Source organism: Bradyrhizobium manausense (genome assembly GCF_001440035.1).
Lineage (GTDB): Bacteria > Pseudomonadota > Alphaproteobacteria > Rhizobiales > Xanthobacteraceae > Bradyrhizobium > Bradyrhizobium manausense.
This window is the reverse complement of record NZ_LJYG01000049.1, coordinates 27,167-44,439: the sequence shown is the minus strand read 5'-3', so window position 1 is coordinate 44,439 and position 17,273 is coordinate 27,167. Positions and strand designations below refer to the sequence as shown.

Annotated in this window: 13 protein-coding genes, 1 tRNA gene and 1 pseudogene; 11 read left to right on the top strand and 4 right to left on the bottom strand. The window is 60.7% G+C overall.

The annotated features are described in order from the left end of the window. Positions 1–171 precede the first annotated feature (171 nt). Positions 172–246: transfer RNA gene (locus AOQ71_RS13325), tRNA-Glu, on the top strand. A gap of 27 nt (positions 247–273) precedes the next feature. On the opposite strand, the gene AOQ71_RS13320 is transcribed toward AOQ71_RS13325, so the two are convergent. The 3 genes from AOQ71_RS13320 to AOQ71_RS13305 all read right to left on the bottom strand — a co-directional run bounded on the left by AOQ71_RS13320 (position 274) and on the right by AOQ71_RS13305 (position 2,286). Then, positions 274–1,356, bottom strand: a complete 1,083-nt coding sequence (locus tag AOQ71_RS13320; protein ID WP_057747058.1) for a tyrosine-type recombinase/integrase — start codon at positions 1,354–1,356, stop codon at positions 274–276. Between the two features lie 254 nt (positions 1,357–1,610). Further along, positions 1,611–1,913, bottom strand: coding sequence for a DUF7673 family protein (locus AOQ71_RS13310; protein ID WP_057747056.1), 303 nt, complete (start codon positions 1,911–1,913; stop codon positions 1,611–1,613). Between the two features lie 133 nt (positions 1,914–2,046). Then, entirely contained in the window at positions 2,047–2,286 is a 240-nt protein-coding gene (locus tag AOQ71_RS13305; RefSeq protein WP_205668218.1) for a hypothetical protein, read from the bottom strand. Positions 2,287–2,738: 452 nt separating this feature from the next. Here AOQ71_RS13305 and AOQ71_RS13300 point away from each other — a divergent pair, with 452 nt between their 5' ends. After that, positions 2,739–4,184 carry an IS1182 family transposase gene (locus AOQ71_RS13300; RefSeq protein WP_083514167.1) on the top strand — a complete coding sequence of 482 codons (1,446 nt, stop codon included), beginning with the start codon at positions 2,739–2,741 and terminating at the stop codon, positions 4,182–4,184. A gap of 551 nt (positions 4,185–4,735) precedes the next feature. Here the strand turns inward: AOQ71_RS13300 and AOQ71_RS13295 are convergent. After that, positions 4,736–8,233, bottom strand: coding sequence for a response regulator (locus AOQ71_RS13295; RefSeq protein WP_057747050.1), 3,498 nt, complete (start codon positions 8,231–8,233; stop codon positions 4,736–4,738). 518 nt (positions 8,234–8,751) lie between these two features. On the opposite strand from AOQ71_RS13295, the pseudogene AOQ71_RS47735 reads away from it, so the two are divergent. The 9 genes and pseudogenes from AOQ71_RS47735 to AOQ71_RS13245 form a co-directional block, all read left to right on the top strand. After that, positions 8,752–8,895: pseudogene (locus tag AOQ71_RS47735) on the top strand (cytochrome P460 family protein); the annotation flags it as partial. Positions 8,896–9,190: 295 nt separating this feature from the next. Beyond that, positions 9,191–10,087, top strand: coding sequence for a hypothetical protein (locus AOQ71_RS13285; protein WP_057747048.1), 897 nt, complete (start codon positions 9,191–9,193; stop codon positions 10,085–10,087). A 135-nt stretch (positions 10,088–10,222) separates the two neighbouring features. After that, positions 10,223–11,539: a hypothetical protein gene (locus AOQ71_RS13280; protein ID WP_057747046.1), complete on the top strand. Its 1,317-nt coding sequence runs from the start codon at positions 10,223–10,225 to the stop codon at positions 11,537–11,539. Between the two features lie 124 nt (positions 11,540–11,663). Beyond that, on the top strand, positions 11,664–11,891 hold the full coding sequence (locus AOQ71_RS13275; RefSeq protein WP_057747044.1) for a helix-turn-helix domain-containing protein: 228 nt from the start codon (positions 11,664–11,666) through the stop codon (positions 11,889–11,891). Then, positions 11,888–12,079, top strand: a complete 192-nt coding sequence (locus AOQ71_RS13270; RefSeq protein ID WP_057747041.1) for a hypothetical protein — start codon at positions 11,888–11,890, stop codon at positions 12,077–12,079. Before AOQ71_RS13275 ends, AOQ71_RS13270 begins: the two co-directional genes overlap by 4 nt. Then, the gene (locus AOQ71_RS13265) at positions 12,076–12,387 is read left to right on the top strand and encodes a hypothetical protein (protein WP_057747039.1); all 312 of its coding nucleotides are present in this window, start codon (positions 12,076–12,078) and stop codon (positions 12,385–12,387) included. The genes AOQ71_RS13270 and AOQ71_RS13265 overlap by 4 nt, the downstream gene beginning before the upstream one ends. Then, positions 12,380–14,533: an ATP-binding protein gene (locus tag AOQ71_RS47730; protein ID WP_245316867.1), complete on the top strand. Its 2,154-nt coding sequence runs from the start codon at positions 12,380–12,382 to the stop codon at positions 14,531–14,533. The genes AOQ71_RS13265 and AOQ71_RS47730 overlap by 8 nt, the downstream gene beginning before the upstream one ends. Positions 14,534–15,815: 1,282 nt before the next feature. Further along, a complete protein-coding gene (locus AOQ71_RS13255; protein WP_157083505.1) occupies positions 15,816–16,055 on the top strand; it encodes a hypothetical protein in 240 nt (79 codons plus the stop codon). A 931-nt stretch (positions 16,056–16,986) separates the two neighbouring features. Then, positions 16,987–17,217 (top strand): hypothetical protein, encoded by a 231-nt coding sequence (locus tag AOQ71_RS13245; RefSeq protein ID WP_205668217.1) that lies wholly within the window; start codon positions 16,987–16,989, stop codon positions 17,215–17,217. The last annotated feature ends 56 nt before the right edge of the window (positions 17,218–17,273 follow it).

Below are 17,273 nucleotides of genomic sequence, written 5' to 3'. Positions count from 1 at the left end.
TAGCCACCGAATTCGGTTGCGTGAACGAGATCGGCACTCCGATGTGCCTTAACCACGACCATTCGGGGTAATGGGTCGTGACTTTCGCCAGGACGAGGCTGCGGAGACGTTCGAAACCCGTCAATCCCACCTTGCCGTCGGCAAAATTCGCGGCTATGTCCTCTCCCTCACGCTCCCTTCGTCTAGCGGTTAGGACGCGGCCCTCTCAAGGCTGAAACAGGGGTTCGATTCCCCTAGGGAGCGCCATCCGGCTCCATCGAGCGTTGATCTCCCTCAGCTTTTTGCCGATTTCCCCAAACTCTTAGAAGAGGTTTGGGGCGTTCTGTTCGCCTTGTGATCTTCGAGCTTCACGATTGCACGGCGGCCGCCGCGCCGACGATCGGCTTCGCGCGTGTAGCGCTCGGCTTCGGCAAGCGTGAGGTGACCCATCGCGGCCATGATCTCATGCGCCGTTGCGCCGGCATCAGCCAGCAACCTTCCGAACGTCTTGCGCAAACCGTGCGGCTGGCACTTCAGGTCAACGATGCCGGCGGCCTTGATCGCGTCGCGCATCCACCCGCTAAATCCGTCGACCGTGAACGGTTTCCCGTATTGGGTCGTGATGATGCAGAAGTGGACGCGCTTTAGTGCATCGAGCGCCATCTTGAGCGAGATCGCCTTTTCGACTGCGACCGGGACACCCGTCTTGCGGCGTGTGTACTCGAAGTCTTCAGCATCGGCCTGCACCCAGGTGGTCAGATGCGTGTCAGCACGTGCAGTGCCGACGTTCAACATCAGCTCATAGGCCGCGCGCTGTTTCGTGCCGACTTTCCAGCGCTTTTCGTAGGCTTCCATCTCCGCGTCGGTCCAGGCCCGGATCTCCTTCGATTTTCCGCGCCTGATGCCCTCCGACGGATCACGATCAACCCACTTTAGGTCGTCCTTGGCGTGGTTGATCAGGATGCGCAGCTTCTTGATGGTGTCGATCTTCGCGCCGGGAAGGTTGTGCAGCGGCTTCAGAACCACGTCCTCAATCCGCTCTTTCGTCAGACCGGCCACGGCTCGGTGGCCGTGGTCACGTTTAATCTGGTCCATGCGGCTGCGGTAGCCGGCCTTGCTGCCGTCGCCCAGCGAACGAAAAGCGTCGCTTCCCAGATAGGACGTGATCAGGGCGCCGATCGAGCGCGGTTTGTCCTCGGGCAGCTTTGGCGGTTCTTTCGCGCCGCCGGCCATGGCGGAGGCGTAGGCGTCGCGAAATTCTTGAGAGCTCGGATCGTCGGGCAGTCGTATGCGCGGGCCCTTGCCAATCCGGAATGACAGGTAGGTGTGGCCCTTGACGTGGTTGCGTTCGACATTCGGGGGTAGCTTGCGCGGCATCTACGTCCAGCCCTCGTCTGCGGCGGTCAGGTCCTCTCCGTCATGAGGCAGCGCATCGACCGCCGCGTCAAGGTCCCGCAGGTCCCAAGCCTTGCGCGTAGTACCCACTATTAGTCTCGGTTGCGGCATGACTTGGCGGGCTACCAGGTCATCGAACGTGTTCGGCGATACGCACACGTAGGCGGCCGCAGCCTCCCGCCCGACCAAGCGCGGGGCGAGCGTAGGGGGGAGGGCGGCCTGCTTCGGCACGTGAACTAGGCCCGCCGCGTTTTGCGCCGAGCGGAGCGCCACTGAGTAACGAGACCCTCGAAATCTTCGCCGAGGCCGAAATGGTCGGGATAGTACCTGCACGTAGAAACCATGCGGAACACCGTGACCATGTCCTCGGCAATCTCCGTATCGACGTTCCAAAGGTCGGTGAGATCGAAGCCGCCGTCCCGGCTTGCATTCCACCATGCCAGAAGGAAATTCGCGACGCGGCGGCTTTGGCCGGAGCGGTTTTGTGCGATTTTCAGAAGGCGGTGAAGCGCGTCGAGATCCCCCAAGGTGTACAACATATGCTACCCTTTACTCTGTGGACCGCTTGATTGCTGGCCTCGAAAGGGGGCGTACGCGCGCTCGGTGCCGGTCGCTATTTGTCGATTGTCGGAATTTGTCGGCGATTGGACCTCATCGAGATTGTTCTCGGAATCAGGTCGATGGTTTATTGCGCAGCCTTTCGACGTAGGCCCGAACCAGGCGCCGGTGCCCGTCATCAATCGAGATCTCTCCGAGGTCCATCATCCTGCAGCGCCAACCGTGCCAGTAGGCGCGGCCGCGGTTAGAGCCCGGCTCTGGATCGCCCCGCTTCGCGGAGATGTAAGCTTCTGCAACGAGATCCTGATTAAGACTGTCGAGATCAGCCAAAGTGACTACCGGCTTAAAGTTCACTCTATACCTCATTCCTGAGCTGGGGGCCGATGAGGACTTAGCTCGCCTATCGCCGGTGTTGCTATTTGTCGATTGTCGAGATTTGTCGCGACACGGAGGACGGGCGCGGAAGCCCGGAACGCAAGGGAGCCTGCCGACGAGAGGCCAGTCGGGAAGTCTGTAAGGCGCTGGTTGGAGTAAACTGATTGGTCCGAGCGGACTGTTCATAAGCGAAGCTGACGAGTTTTTGAGTACGCGCCATCGGCCGGCTCAGTGGGCAGGTTTCCTTCGTTTCGGCCCAGTTGACCTCCGCTGCTGGAACGTTGCTGCCCATAGCTCTAACGGCCGTAACGTCTGCTTTCCGTAAATAATCCGACAAGGCCGTGTTGGTCGCTAAGGGCAGCCTTTGACCCTGGCTGTGTGAAAAGGCACGAGTCAGCTAGGATTCTTCCGTTTCCTGATGGGGGATACGGATGGGACGCTTCGTTGAAGGCGCTGACAGATCCCAGCTGACGCTCTTGCCGGAATGTTTGGAGGATTGGGTAAGTCAGGACAACGCGGTCAATGTGATCGATGTGTTTGTCGAGGCACTCGACCTGCATGGAATGGGGTTTGAGCGTGCGATTGCCAAGGAGACGGGCCGGCCCTCCTATCATCCGGCAGTCCTTCTGAAGCTTTACATTTACGGCTATCTCAATCGGGTGCAGTCCAGTCGCCGCCTAGAACGTGAGGCGTGCCGCAATATCGAGGTGATGTGGCTGATCGGCCGCCTGGCTCCCGATCATAAGACGATCGCCGATTTCCGGAAGGACAATGGTACGGCGATCCGGAAGGTTTGTGCGAAGTTCATTGCACTATGCCGGCAAATGGGGCTGTTGCAGACACCAAGCGTCGCAATCGACGGCAGCAAGTTCAAGGCGGTGAACAACCGCGATCGCAACTTTACGCATGCCAAGATGGCCAGGCGGGTGGCGCAGATCGAGGAAAGCGTCGGTCGATATCTGCGTCAACTCGATAGCGCCGATCGGCAGGAGCCATCGGAAGCAATCAGCATCAAGACAACGAGGATCAAGGAAAAGATCGCTCGGCTGAAGCGGGAGATGAGCCGCCTGGAAGTACTTGACGCGCAGATGCGCAACACACCGGATCAACAGATATCGCTCACTGATCCGGATGCCCGTTCGATGGCCACCAGTGGACGCGGATCCGGTGTCGTCGGCTACAATGTCCAGGTCGCGGTGGACACGGAACACCATCTGATTGTTACGCACGAGGTCATAAACGTCGGCAACGACCGTGGGCAGCTTGCTCGGATGTCGAAGCAAGCCAAAGAAGTGCTCGAAGTAGACAAGCTCGAAGCGGTCGCCGACCGTGGCTACTTTGACGGAGAAGAGATATTAGCCTGCGAAGAGGCTGGCGTTGCAGTCACCTTGCCCAAGCCCATGACATCGAACGCCAAGGCGGAGGGCCGGTTCGGCAAACAGGACTTCGCCTACCTGCCTGATGAGGACGTATATCGCTGCCCCTCCGGCGAGCTGCTACCCTATCACTTCACCAACATCGAGCATGGAATGACACTGCGCCGCTACTGGTCGACGGCGGCATGTCAAGGCTGCGCAATCAAGAGCCAATGTACGCCGTCCAAGGAGCGTCGTATCACGCGCTGGGAGCACGAGCATGTGGTCGAGGAGGTCCAGAGACGGCTCGATTCCAATCCCGACGCCATGCGGACGCGGCGCGAAACGGTCGAGCATCCCTTCGGCACGATCAAGGCCCGTATGGGTGCGACCCACTTCCTGATGAAGCGCCTACGGAACGTCGCTGCTGAGATGGCGCTGCATGTTCTCGCCTATAACCTCACACGGGTGATGAACATCATCGGCAAAACGGGCATGATTGCTGCCATCCGCGCAGCCTGAAGCCTGGAAAGTGCGTCTAAAAGCGCAATAACGCGTCACGATACGCACTTTGACCAGTCATGGGCGATCTGACGCGAGAAACATCGACTGATAACCGCGGCCGCGGGCCCTCCAATTTCGTTTGCACACAACCAAGACCCAGAGCAGAAATCACGCCTTCCGACGAACTGGGTCGATTCGAGAGTGGCACCGCCCGTCGAGGAGGCCAGCTGCTGTACTTCGCTTATGACAACCTCGCCATCAATCGCCTCTGGGAGTGAGCTCAATAGTGGTCCTGGCAAGGTTGAGCTTTCAATTATGCCCTGTAAAGGAGCGATCGATCGCAGGATAGGGGCGCCAGGGAGACGCTGCCAACACGGTCCTCGTCGCCGCAGGCTACAACTTCCGCCGCCTCATTCGGTGGCTCAGACTTTGCTGCGCCCAAATCCTCTTCGCTCTCACCGCCGCGCTCCAGGCCCTTCCAGCCTGACGCCAGAGTTCATCAAGAGCGACTGATCTCATTCCAGGCGCCTTCGCAAAGATAATTCCGCATTACTTCCGCCGCCGAGGGCTCAGTGCAAAGCCGACTTGATTTTTTCAATTAGTTCGTCCTCCGTAAAGGGCTTCCGCAGTATTCTCCGTTCGTCAAAATCCGATAGACCTATCCGCTCCACATAGCCGGTGACAATGATCACCGGCAAATTGGGATCCATGGCACGAATTGCTTCCGCAAGCTCAACTCCTGTCATCTCTGGCATTGCGAAATCGGTTAAGACGAGATCGATCTGCAAGGATGAATCAATCAGTCGCAGTGCTTCCGCTCCACTAGCCGCTGCCACAGCGGCGTATCCAAGGCTGTCGAGGACCCGCAGCGTGCTCCGTAGAACTGACTTGTCGTCATCGACGACGAGGATTCTTGCCGTCACGTTGGTGGCGGTCACGTGCGTGGCTCGCTGTTGCTGTTCATGACCTCGCGCCTCTGGTGCTCGTGGGAGAAGCACCTTTACGGTGGTGCCCCTTCCGACATGGGTTTCAAGGCTCACGCCACCACCAGATTGCTTCGCAAAGCCATGAACTTGCGCCAATCCAAGCCCTGATCCTTCGCCCGGCTTTTTGGTGGTGAAGAAAGGCTCGAAAACCCGCGGCACCAGATGGTCCGGAATGCCGACGCCGGTATCCTTGACGGCCAGGCCAACATATTGCCCTGGAACAGGTTCGCTCGGTCCGGAGGACGCATTGTCGATCGTGGCATTGAACGTTTCGAGCGTCAGCACGCCGCCCGCCCCCATGGCATCCCTGGCATTGATGGTCAGGTTCAGGATAACCGATTCAATCTGCATCGGGTCCACCGAAGCAGGCCAAAGGTCCTGCGCCAAAGACATCTTCAGCCGTATCGTCCCGCCCAGACAGGCGCCCAGCAAATCGCTCATCCCGGCGATCGTGCTGTTGAGGTTGACGGCCTGAGGCTTAAGCCGCTGCTTACGTGAGAAAGCGAGCAATTGAGTAATCAGTTTCGCCCCTCGTTCGGCGGCGCCGCAGATGAGTTGGATACCCTCCTGATGGTCAGGGTCATACAACCTGCGCGACAGCAATCGTGCGTTGGTGAGCACGACACTCAATAGATTGTTGAAGTCATGTGCGACGCCGGACGTGAGCTGGCCAATGGCTTCGAGTCGGTGCAATTGCTGGACTTCGGCTTCGGCCTTCTCCCGCTGCTCGATCTGCAAGCGGAGTTGCGCGTTGGTCTCTGCCAGTTCGCGCGTTCGCGCCTCGACGCGGCTGGCGAGTGTTCGTTCGACTTCCCGCCGAAACTTGGCCATTTTGATGCTGGCGGCAATTTGGGCTAACAGTTCACGCGCGTTGAAGGGTTTGATGAGGTAGGCATCCGCGCCAATTCCAAAACCTTCAACTTTAGCCTCCTCATCTGCGCGAGCCGACAAGAGAATGACCGGAAGCTCTGCGCAAGCCGCATCGTTTCGTATCGCGCGCAGCAGCCCGAACCCGTCGAGACGCGGCATCATTACGTCGGCTATCACCAAATCAGGACAGTCCTGGCGTATGACTTCAATCGCGGCTTGTCCGTCGGCAACCGTTTGGACCTCACAATAGGCCTTGAGCAGACCGCCGACGTATGCCCGCATGTCGGCGTTATCGTCAGCGATCAAAATTCGCGCGCCAGAAAGCTGGGAAAGTTCGCTCGCCGCTCTAAGCTCAGCCGAAACTTCCGTCGCGACCGACGGTATATCGGGTAGCCAGCGCAAAGCTTCCTGAACAAAAGCGTCCGCGCGGACGGCTGTCGATGAGAGTTGGCGTTCGGCTCGAATTCGTTCCTGCGGCAGGTGCGCCTTTCCGAACGGGATGGTTACCGTGAAGCTCGTACCACGTCCAATCACGCTATCGACTGTGATCGTCCCAGAGTGGAGTTTTACAAGTTCCTGCACCAAGGCGAGACCAATCCCGCTACCTTCATGCGTCCGGCTCTCTTGTCCTTCTATTCGATGAAAACGCTCGAATAGGCGCGGCAACTCGTCTGGCGGAACACCGACGCCGCTGTCGCAAACGGTCAAGGCGATCCTATCATCCACAATTTGCAAGCTAACAGCAACTTGACCGTTGAACGTGAATTTAAAGGCATTTGAGAGAAGATTGAGCACGATCTTCTCCCACATCTCGGGGTCCACGAAGACAGGCGCCCCAAGTGGCGGACAATCGACCAACAGCTTCAGTCCAGCTCTCTCGAAAGCCGAGCGGAAATTGCTGGCTATGTCGGCCGTGAGCGATGCCAGATCAGTTGGTTCGTAGCTTGCTTGCGCGCGCCCGGCCTCTATGCGCGAGAAATCTAAAAGCGAATTGACCAGCTTCAAGAGACGGAGTGAATTGCGGTGAGCAGTAGCGAGACTTTCGCGCTCCGTGGTAGGCAAATTGCCAATCTTAAGGGCATCCTCCAAAGGCCCGAGGATCAAGCTAAGCGGTGTTCGGAATTCATGGCTCACATTAGAGAAAAACGAGGTTTTGGCGCGATCGATTTCAGCCAATGCCTCCGCACGCCTGCGCTCCGCCTCATAAGCGCGCGCATTCGCAATCGCAGCGCCGATTTGACCGGCAACCAATTCGAAAAAACTGAGATAGTCGGCGTTGATCACTTGTCGCGGACTGAGACCTGATACCAGGAAGCCGGTTGCGATGTTGTGTCCCGGGGCAGCAATAGGTGTGATAAGAGCCGTTTCGGGGGCTTCAGGCCATGGCCCACCTGGCAGTACTCCAAACCGCACTGAAATGTCTGAGACGAGTTTGGCCGTCGCGGCTTCGAGCGCCTGGCTCAAAGGCCAATTGGATTGCTCCTCAGAGTCAGCCCTTAGAATATCGACGGTGAAAGGAGCCCCTGGCTCTCCCGCCGGTATTGCGGACGTAGCAACCAATTCCGCGCGGTGTTTATCGCTGTCCAGGAGATAGATTAGCGCGAACGGAACGTCGTGTGGATTCTCGCCGAGCGTCTGGGCGGCAATTTCACAAGCGCTTGCGACCGTCCGTCCATTCGCTTCCATTCGGCCCAAATCGCGAAGCGTTTGAAGCCGCCTCTCACCGAGAACGCGGGCTGTGGTTTCATTGCATGCGCAAAAGATTCCGCCGATTGAGCCGTCGTCAGTGCGGATCGGGCTGTAGGAAAAAGTAAAGTAACCCTCCTCGCGAGCAAGGTTACGGTTCAAAACATATAGAAAATCCTCCGACCATGTCGCCTCGCCAGTGCTAAAGACGTGGTCGAGCATCGGGCTCATAACCGGCCAAATTTCGCTCCAGCATTCGCGGCCGGATCGCCCCAGAAAGGCCGGATGCTTCTCAGGACCGAGAAAAGAGATGTAAGCATCGTTGTAGAACTGGACATGGGAGGTTTGGCCCCACCAGAGAACCATGGGATGTCGCGATCCCAGGCAAATACTGACTGCGGCCTTTAGGCTTTGGGGCCACTTGGCGGGAGATCCGACCGCAGTGGACGACCAGTCCATCGCCCTCGTGCGTTCACCCATTTCACCGCCACCAGCAAGGAACGAAAGGTCCCTGACATGCTCCATGAGTATGCTCCGCAGACAAATGGATGAGGGCAGATAACAGTGAACTGGACGCCGAAGCAAGTTCCTTTAGTCCACGCGAAGCGTCGCGTCGCTTTAGGCGGGGCGACACGGTGGCGACACGGCCCCCAAAACAAGAAAGCCGCCCTTCGGGCGGCTTCTATCCGGGCTGTAAACTCAGCATCTATAAGAGGTCGTAAAACGGCTGATCAACTTCGCCCATCCAGAACGCTAGTGCCTTCGCAACCCAGTGGCGAATAGGCGACCGATCGGTGTTTCTAGATAACGTTCTCACGTTCTCCGACTTCAAAGGATACGAGGACTGGTCGGTGGTCTCTTCCGCGCGGACCGACGAAGTTCTCAAGGTGGTAGTCGCCAATCCGACCATGATCGAGGCTTACAAGTCGGCGTTCCGGGCAGTGGCCAGCCTTTCCCGGGCTCCAAGATTGTGAGGCTCCAGTGGAAACCGAAGAAGGTACGGAGGCCCCCTTTGTCGTGGATGTGCCAGACGTGTTCACGCAGGAGGATGGGGATACGCGCTTTTCAACTACGAAGCTGCATCCGACAGTTTAGCGGCTGATCCTAGCCCCTCAGATTGCGGACACGCATGCCATACGGCCGTGAAGGCGAAGGATTACATCATCCACCCGTATCAAAAGCGTTGAGCAGCGCGTGTCCGCGATAGGAGCGCCGAGCCCTTCACCAATGATGTCCAGATTTGGCCCATCTGCGACCTCGGCAGAGGTCCGCTTTCCCGCCGCTGTTGGGGGTTGAGCAGACATCAGGCGGCCGGTGCTTAATGAAGTACCCAGCCTAGGTCGAGCATTGTTCATGTCCTCTGAATTCCCGACAAATCTCGACAATCGACAAATAGCGACAATAAATTCCGACCTGTAGCTCCACCCCGTAGTTGGTCGCAGGCAGCGCATCCGGGCGCGCCTGCATCGCAAACCGGGGTACATGATGCAGCCGAAAGACACCGAATTCCTCGCTGGCGGGCCCGTCGTTCCGCTGCGTCCGGAAGCTAGCAAACCGAAGACCGCAGCCGAGCGTGCCAAGGCCTACCGGGCGCGCCGGAAGGCGTCCTCCAAGCGTTCGCGCCGCCAGGGCACCGGCGGCCTTACGACCGCCCCGGTCGCGCCCGTAGCTTCGGCCGCCGAGACAGCTATGCCGGTGCGCGCCCCGAGCATCACCTCGACCGTGCTGACCGTTGCGGCGCTCTGCCTCGCTGCCGTCAGCATCGCGATGAACGGCTTGTTTGCCCGATCGCTCGGATCCAGTGATGTCGCCGGTTGGCTGCTCCTGGCGATTGGCGTCGCCGCCGATATCGTTGCGCTCGTTATGCCCTCCTGTGCGGCAGATCTCTGGCTCCGCCGCCAGCGCGGCGCGGCGGCCATTGGCTGGGGCGCCTGGCAGTTAGCCTTCGCGTTCGTCGTGGCAGCCAGTGTTGGCTTTGCCTCTTCAAACGTGAATGACGTGATGCTCGAACGCGCGTCACGCGTGACGCCGGCCGTGACGGCCGCTCAAGCAGCATTGACTGATGCAATGTCGGCTCGCGACAGAGAATGTAAAGGCGGCGTCGGCCGGTTCTGCAGGGAGCGAGAAGCGGCGGTGGACGAGCAGCGACGGGCGGTCGACGCGGCCGTGCGCGCGGTCAGCAAGGCTGCGGACCCGCAAGCGGAGATGGCCATTCAACTGGTGGGGTGGGTCACGCGTGGCATGCTGAGGCCTTCGATCGACGATTTCGTCATGTTCCGCCTCTTTCTGCTCACCCTGCTCCCCCAGATCGGCGGAATTCTCCTGATGGTGGCGAGGCGCGCCAACACCCGCGGCCACCCCCAGAGCTGTGCAAAATAGCGAAAAGGACACCGCCGAGGGTACAGATCGGCGTAAAATCTGAATCGCGCGGGGCTAGGCCGGCCAGCCGAAAGCCGATCCACACTCGGTTGCCCCGCAGTTCCTGTGTGGGCTCGCTTAGTGTGGAAGTGAGAGATGGACACCGAAGATCTGAGTATCTCATACGCCGAGATGCGCGACCGCGTCGGCGGCGCGCGATTTGGCGATGTGTGGCGCGTCGACCTCACGGACGACGAACAGGGGGCGCTTGAGGGGGGCTTCTGGCAGTCATCGTCCGCTGAGGGCCACCAGTTGGTCGAGGAAAAGGCCAAGGCGATCGAATGGCGGCGCGAATGGGTTGACGGCTGGCTCGCCGAGAACGGGCTCATTGATCCGGTTGTTCGGCAACACGGTTTAAACCTTCCGCCAGCCTCGCTCGCCCGCTTCAATGCGGCATTCCTCCCGGTGTTCGGGCCGCATCCCCAAAGCGGCCCCACCGAGCCCACCCTTAGGGAGGAGCTGGAGCGTGCCCACGACGACTGCAGCGCAAGAGATGAGCATCGCGACGATCATCCGTGGTCGCCGCCGGAGGGCCTAACACTCCAGCTTTTGATGCGGACCTTCGATAACGACCCTCGTCCGTTTCTGAGCGGTGTCATCGACTTGCTGGCCTTCGGCATGGCGCTACCCGAAAAAGTACTTCAGTTGCTCGCCTTGCTGTTCGAGCAAAAAGACCGCGATGCGCGCCTCGAAATCTGCGCGGCAATTGAGAAGGAAGGCCGCTCGATCGAGCAAATTGTTGCGGAGCGCCGCCGGGCTGCCGCGGCCCTTTTCGCAGGTGCCAGGCGTGCGGATCGGTCGGTCCTCATCGGATCTCTCGACCGCACCACCGACCAGGCCATTCCGCCGCATTATTTCGACGTGCCAAGAAATCTGGGATTTGAAGACAACAGCATCGCTACGGATCAGACGATCGTAGCAAGCGATGCCCGCTGGCAGAGGCAGTTCGATGCTGAATGGCGGGAGAAGCCGAAACCCTGGGTCAATGTCCGAGTCGATTTTAGGTGGCTTGTCGAATGGTTGGCGCAGCAGCTAACGCGCGAGATCATGCCGGGGGTGATCGAAACTCCGTCAGAGTACGGAGGCATTGTCCTGAAGGTTGTCGCGTCGCCCGGCGGACCGCAGCCTCCGGCGTCACCGAGTAATATGCGCGGGCTCTCGATGTCGGTCTCGTCGATCGGTCCGTCATCGTCAAGAAAGCCGCGTCTTGTTGTCTCCGCTAAGAAGCGGGGCAAAAAGGCAGACAAATTCGAGCGCGTGATGAGAGACATGCGGGCGGACCTCGCCAATGGCGCGCTAACTCTCGAAAGTTTAAAGGATATGCTTGAGAAGCACCTAGAGGCAAAATATAGCGCCTCAAGGGATACCTGCCGGAGGGCTCGCGCGGCGGTGTTAGCATCGCACGCCGAATAGAGATCGCGACAAAAGCCGACAATCGACAAATAGCGACGCAGATTTTCCAAGGGTACGCCTGATCCTCGCAAGAGATCGCAGGCCGCGCGTTGCGCCGCGCCTGCATCGCAATTCGAGGCAGGAGATGCATCCGAATCAAACCGTGGCTCCTCGCTCCGAGGAAGATCTTCTGACCGAGGGCGAGGCCGCAAGGCTCCGCCGTCAGTCGGTTCGTACCCTCCAGGCCGAGCGGCTGCGCGGCGTCGGGTGCACCTACGTCAAGCTGGGCCGTAGCGTGCGCTACCGCCGGGCCGACGTCCTCGCCTACATCGAGGCCAATCTCCATCCTGCCGCCAAGGCGGTGAGCGAATGAGCTTCGCCCCGCTGCGCGAGCTCGCCGCGCGCGCCTTGATGCGCTCCGAGCTGAATCATTTCCTCGAGAGGATCGGGAAGGCGCTCGCTGTCGGCACCGCCGAGGCGCGGCGTTTGGCGCTGGACGTCATCAGAGACGACCTGTCGGGCGCCACCGAGGCTGATCGTGACGCGGAGGCAGGACATTGACTGCGCCGCGTCGCATCGCCTTCCAGCGCATCGCCGAGGCGGCCATCCAGCATGCCGATGCGATCGTGACGCGCTGGCTGCCCGGCGGGAAGCGTGAGGGCTCCGAGTGGTGCGCGCTCAATCCCATGCGCGCCGACGGCCGGAAGGGCAGCTTCAAGGTGAATCTCAAGTCCGGAAAATGGGGCGACTTCGCCACCGGCGATCGTGGCGGAGACCTGATCGCGCTCGCGGCCTATCTCCACAGGCTTGACCAGGGTGAAGCGGCGAAGAAGCTCGCCGACATGCTCGGGATCGACGCGTATGAGTAGCGATCCGTTCGCGCCGATCGACACGCTGCAGTCGGGAAAGGACGCCGGCGCCAGCGCTAAACCCAAGTGGTCGACGGTGGTCCCCGTGCCTGCAGATGCACCGCCGCCGCCGGCGGCCCATCCGACGTTGGGCAAACCGACCAAGCGCTGGGAATATAATGATGCCGCCGGCAATCTGCTCGGTCTCGCCTGCCGTTTCGATCCCGACGGCGGCAAACAGTTCCGCCCGCTCACGCTGTGCCGCCCCGCGACAGGCGGTCCGGCCCTTTGGCGGTGGGAAAGCTGGCACGGCAAGCGGCCGCTCTACGGTCTGAAAGACCTCGCGGGGCGTCCCTCTGCACAGGTTGTCGTCACCGAGGGCGAGAAGGCCTGTGACGCTGCTCGGGTTCTCTTGCCGAGCGCAGTAGCGGTAACATCGCCGAACGGCGCAAAAAGCGCCGGGCATGCCGACTGGCGACCGCTCCAGGGGCGCACGGTCGTGATCTGGCCGGACGCGGACTTTGCCGGGGCCGAATACGCCAAGGAAGTCGCGCGCGAATTGCTGTCCATTGGCGTCGCGTCCGTCCGTATCGCCCCACCGGAACGGGACGTAAAGACCGGATGGGACGCCGCCGATGCCGTCGACGACGGTTGGGACGAAGCTCGCGCGGCCGCGTTCATCGCCACGTCGGCCGAACAGTCGGCGGCCGCCAATCGAGATGACGGTCGTGGCGCTGGTGAGCGCAAGCGCACGCCGCAGCGTGACATCCTGATTGCGTGCACCGACGGCGTCGATCTCTGGCACGATGCAAACCGCATCGCCTATGCCACATACGCGGTGAACGGGCACCTTGAAAGCTGGCCGATCCGCAGCCGGGACTTCCGGATGTGGCTTAGCGGTAAGTACTTCGAGGAGACCGGCGGCGCAATCGGGGGCCAGGCGCTCGAAGATGGCATCCGGATCCTCGAAGCGCGCGCGGTCAACAAGGGGCCGCTGTGCGAGCCCTTCATTCGCGTGGGTCATCAGTCTGGCAGGCTCTATCTGGACCTGTGTCATGACGATTGGAGCGCCGTCGAGATCACGGCCGCCGGCTGGACCGTCATCGAGAAGCCCGCCGTAAAACTCATGAGATCTACGGCGATGCGGGCGCTGATGCGGCCGGAGCCGGGCGGCCTGATCGAGGAACTGCGCCAATTCGTAAATGCCAGCGACGAGGATTTCATGATGGTCGTCGCCTGGCTGGTCGCCGCGTTGCGGCACCACGGGCCCTATCCCATCTTGGTACTCAATGGCGAACAAGGCAGCGGCAAAAGCTTCTTCAGCCGGATGCTCCGTTCGTTGGTTGATCCGAGCGCAGCGCCGATCCGAGCGGCTCCGAAGGACGATCGAGACCTGGTCGTCAGTGCCGGCAATTCTTGGCTCTTGGTGTTCGACAACTTGTCGGTGATGATGCCTTGGCTGTCGGACGCCCTGTGCCGCCTGGCGACAGGGTCTGGCTTCGCGACCCGCATGCTGCATACTGACAATGCCGAGGCGATCTTCGAGGCCGCGCGGCCGATCATCTTAAACGGAATCCCGTCGCTCACCGATCGTCCCGATCTGGCCGACCGCGCACTTACTATTCACCTCAAGACCATCCCGGAAGATGCTCGCCGACCCGAGGATGAGCTGGAAGCGGAGTTTGAAGCGGCCCGGCCCCGTATCATTAGCGCGCTCTGCGATGCCGTATCGGCGGCGTTGCGCAATGTCAGTACAGTCCGCCTCGAGCGCTCGCCCCGCATGGCGGATTTCGTGAAGTGGATCACCGCCGCGGAATCCGGCTTGGGCTGGGAGGCCGGCGACTTCATGGCCGCCTACAACACGAACCGTCGGGATGTCTCGGAGACCGTTTTCGAGGCCGACAGCGTCGCGGTCGCCATCCGTAGCTTCATGGCCAACGAGCACCCCACCGCTGCCGGATGGGAGGGTACTCCCACCGAACTGCTTGGAGAGCTCAATAACCGCGTCACCGAGGGCGTCCGGAAGTCGCGGTCGTGGCCGATGACCGCGCAGGCTCTGGGCAACCGGATCGACCGCATCGCGCCGTTGCTACGCGCGAAGGGCTTCACCGTAGAGCGAATGCGGTCGACTGTCCGGACGATCCGAATCGTGGCGCCCTCAGTTTAGAAATTCTAGATTTGGGGGGCGGCGGAGCCAAAAACGACGCATGCGTCGCTTGTGGTAAGGAAGGTGCGGTAGCGATCGGCGGCTACTCTGCCCTCGGGTGGGAGGGGTAAAACTTCGCAGATTGAGAATATTCATCTGAGCGAGCCGCAAATTTGCCGCTTGCCCAGCCGGACCATTTCAAATGCTGCACATGTGCAGCATTTGAAGCCGTCGAGCCGTCGAGTGGGGAAATTCCCCCGTTGCGCAGGCGGTCAACCTTTGTTCGTTGCCGAGAAACGTTCCCTGGTCGGTACATTTTCAGCGCCCTGCACAGTCGGTTCTCATCCCTCATCTGATCCTGAGGCGATCGGGAAAAAGCGCAACGTATTGCGGATCTAAGCGCAACGATCGGCCTCATTTTTATCCCGCACCCTGCCGGATGTTCTGCTCCGCCACGTCGATGGGTGCCGTCGGCCACGCGCGATGCGCAAATGGGCGTTGAATTGTGGCGGCGATGGAATCTTTTGGAATCATCCTGGGTCTCGACGACTTCCGTCGACCGTCGACGGCTCTACGGATCGCGCAAACTCTCGGCTTTTATTGCATTTCCGACGGCTTCGACGGTTTCGACGGCTCCTATTCTTCTTCAAAATGGGGACGTCTTTATAGGAGGAAGAGACAGGAGGCGCCGGGAAGACCGCGTGGCCAATCCGTCCCGCAATGAAGAATGAAGAGGCGAACAGCCGTCGGGGCCGTCGAGATCGGCCGCGGTGTCGAGAGATCAATGGCTTAGAGAGCTTCGTCAGCCGTCGAGGATCGTCGTCGACATTGTCTAGGCCGTCGAGATCGGGAGCGCCATGGAACATTACCAATCTGAATCGGAATGAATCCCAGGCCTCAAGAGCCAGTCCGATGCCGGAATTGCATAGGAGACCGCCCGTCGCTCAGTGGCGAAGATGATGATGCGGGGGCGCGGGGTTCACACTCATCCACAGCTTTGAAAAGCATCTAACTAGCGGCGTTTCGTCATGCTCCGCTTAGGTTCGTCCACCAGTTTTGCGCGGGTGCTCCGGGTCGACTGTCATGACACAGCTTCCGTTGCTGCTGAGCCTCAAGCCAAGATGTCGGCAGGCAGGAAAGCAGCAGGAAGAGAGTGCAAGACATGGCGAGTGTCACGACATCGCCCGGGCGGCCATCGGCCCCCGAACCCCCGAAAGCAAAGCGAGTGCGCTCCGCGCCGGTCCAGATTTGGACGAAGCCCGAGGAGTCCGCGACTTGGAAAGCAGCTGCCGAACGGCAGGCATTGAGCCTGTCCGAATGGTGCCGGCGCCAGTTGGGCAACGCCGCTGCGGCCCAAGGCACCGACAGCGAATTGGGCGAGTTGGCGGCGATCCGGACCCGGATCAACAGCCTCGAGGCGTTCCTCCGCGCCAACCGTGCGATTGCTGCACCGAGCGAGATCGAGCTCCACGTCGCCAGCGAGGTGGCGGCCATCCGCGATGGCGTCGCCAAACTGATCCAGCGAATGCTGAGGCGCCTATGATCATCAAGTCCTTTCGTCTGCGGACAGCATACGGTCCCCACCGCATCAGCCAGCACGTTCTGAGGGGCGATGAAAATTCGGAGATCGTCCTGCTTCGCGGTTCGGAGCAGGACGTGGTCGACATGTTCAATGACGCCGCTGCCTTGGGCCGGCAGTACGCTGTGCGCCATTGGATCATCGCTCCGGAGCTGATCACATCACGCGAGGCCGCCCTCGAAATCGTGGACGATCTCGGAGCCGATTTCGGCTTCAATCCGAAGCGCGCCGTCATCATCGAACATTGCAAGGAGCGGAGCACGGACGCCTTTGGACGGCATTGGCACGTTCTGGTCCCGGAATGGGAGGATGGTGTTGACGGCCATCAGGCGGCCGGTCGCGTGCTGGACAGCCGGCATGATCGGCGCAGGCAGGAAAAGCTGGCGCGGCTCTGGGAACATCGGCAGTCCCATCCCTTCTTGCACGGGGCGCACCATCAGTGGGTGGTCCAGCAGTTACGCCGCGAGGGTCACATCCTGGCCGCCGCCGCACTGGAGGCGGCCTTTCCTGCAGATGCGCCTGGTCCTCAGGCTTCGCTGAAGCTCAACACCGTTCAGATGCTCGGCCGCCTCGGGCTCAAAGCCACGGTCCTTCGCAAGGCGGTCCGCGATGCTTGGCGCGAGACTACCGCTCGCGACGACTTCCTCGCCCGGGCCCATGATGTTGGTCTCTCGATCGAGGCCGGCACCGGCNNNCCCGCCGGTGTGGATCGTCACCGTACAGGGTCATTTCCTTTGCACGCTCGCCGGCTGCCTGCCCGGCGTGAAGCGCAATGACATTCTCAGCAGGCTCGGAGATCCCGCAGATGCCCACGAACCAGCCGCCCCGGTCGACGACGCGCCCGCCGACCTCGGCCGAGAAGATCATCGAAACCCAGCAGGAGATTCTGCGCCTGATGCGCGAGCTGTTGGCGCCGGCCAGCCCGGAGGCAGCGGCATCCGATCCGGACAGCCGCCGCTCGTCGGACGCGGACTCGCTGGTCGCGACGATGATCGAGTTGCTCCAGCGGATCCTCACGGGAGTGAACCTGCAACGGGACCTGATGGAAGCGATCTTGGGAATGATCCGCGGCGGCCCGGGGGCGGAAGCGGCGCTCAACGAGGTCTTGCGCCGGCCGAAAGGTTAGCGCTGCAACGGCGGCGCCGGCAGATCGAGGATCTGCTTGCGTCTGCCGCCCTCGTC

What these genes read in the sequence shown, in the direction of transcription:
- AOQ71_RS13245 (WP_205668217.1), top strand. Translation starts at nt 16,987, where the DNA reads ATGCGCGAGCTGTTGGCGCCGGCCAGCCCGGAGGCAGCGGCATCCGAT.
- AOQ71_RS13270 (WP_057747041.1), top strand. Translation starts at nt 11,888, where the DNA reads ATGAGCTTCGCCCCGCTGCGCGAGCTCGCCGCGCGCGCCTTGATGCGC.
- AOQ71_RS13280 (WP_057747046.1), top strand. Translation starts at nt 10,223, where the DNA reads ATGGACACCGAAGATCTGAGTATCTCATACGCCGAGATGCGCGACCGC.
- AOQ71_RS13285 (WP_057747048.1), top strand. Translation starts at nt 9,191, where the DNA reads ATGATGCAGCCGAAAGACACCGAATTCCTCGCTGGCGGGCCCGTCGTT.
- AOQ71_RS47730 (WP_245316867.1), top strand. Translation starts at nt 12,380, where the DNA reads ATGAGTAGCGATCCGTTCGCGCCGATCGACACGCTGCAGTCGGGAAAG.
- AOQ71_RS13300 (WP_083514167.1), top strand. Translation starts at nt 2,739, where the DNA reads ATGGGACGCTTCGTTGAAGGCGCTGACAGATCCCAGCTGACGCTCTTG.
- AOQ71_RS13320 (WP_057747058.1), bottom strand. Translation starts at nt 1,356, where the DNA reads ATGCCGCGCAAGCTACCCCCGAATGTCGAACGCAACCACGTCAAGGGC.
- AOQ71_RS13310 (WP_057747056.1), bottom strand. Translation starts at nt 1,913, where the DNA reads ATGTTGTACACCTTGGGGGATCTCGACGCGCTTCACCGCCTTCTGAAA.
- AOQ71_RS13295 (WP_057747050.1), bottom strand. Translation starts at nt 8,233, where the DNA reads ATGGAGCATGTCAGGGACCTTTCGTTCCTTGCTGGTGGCGGTGAAATG.
- AOQ71_RS13275 (WP_057747044.1), top strand. Translation starts at nt 11,664, where the DNA reads ATGCATCCGAATCAAACCGTGGCTCCTCGCTCCGAGGAAGATCTTCTG.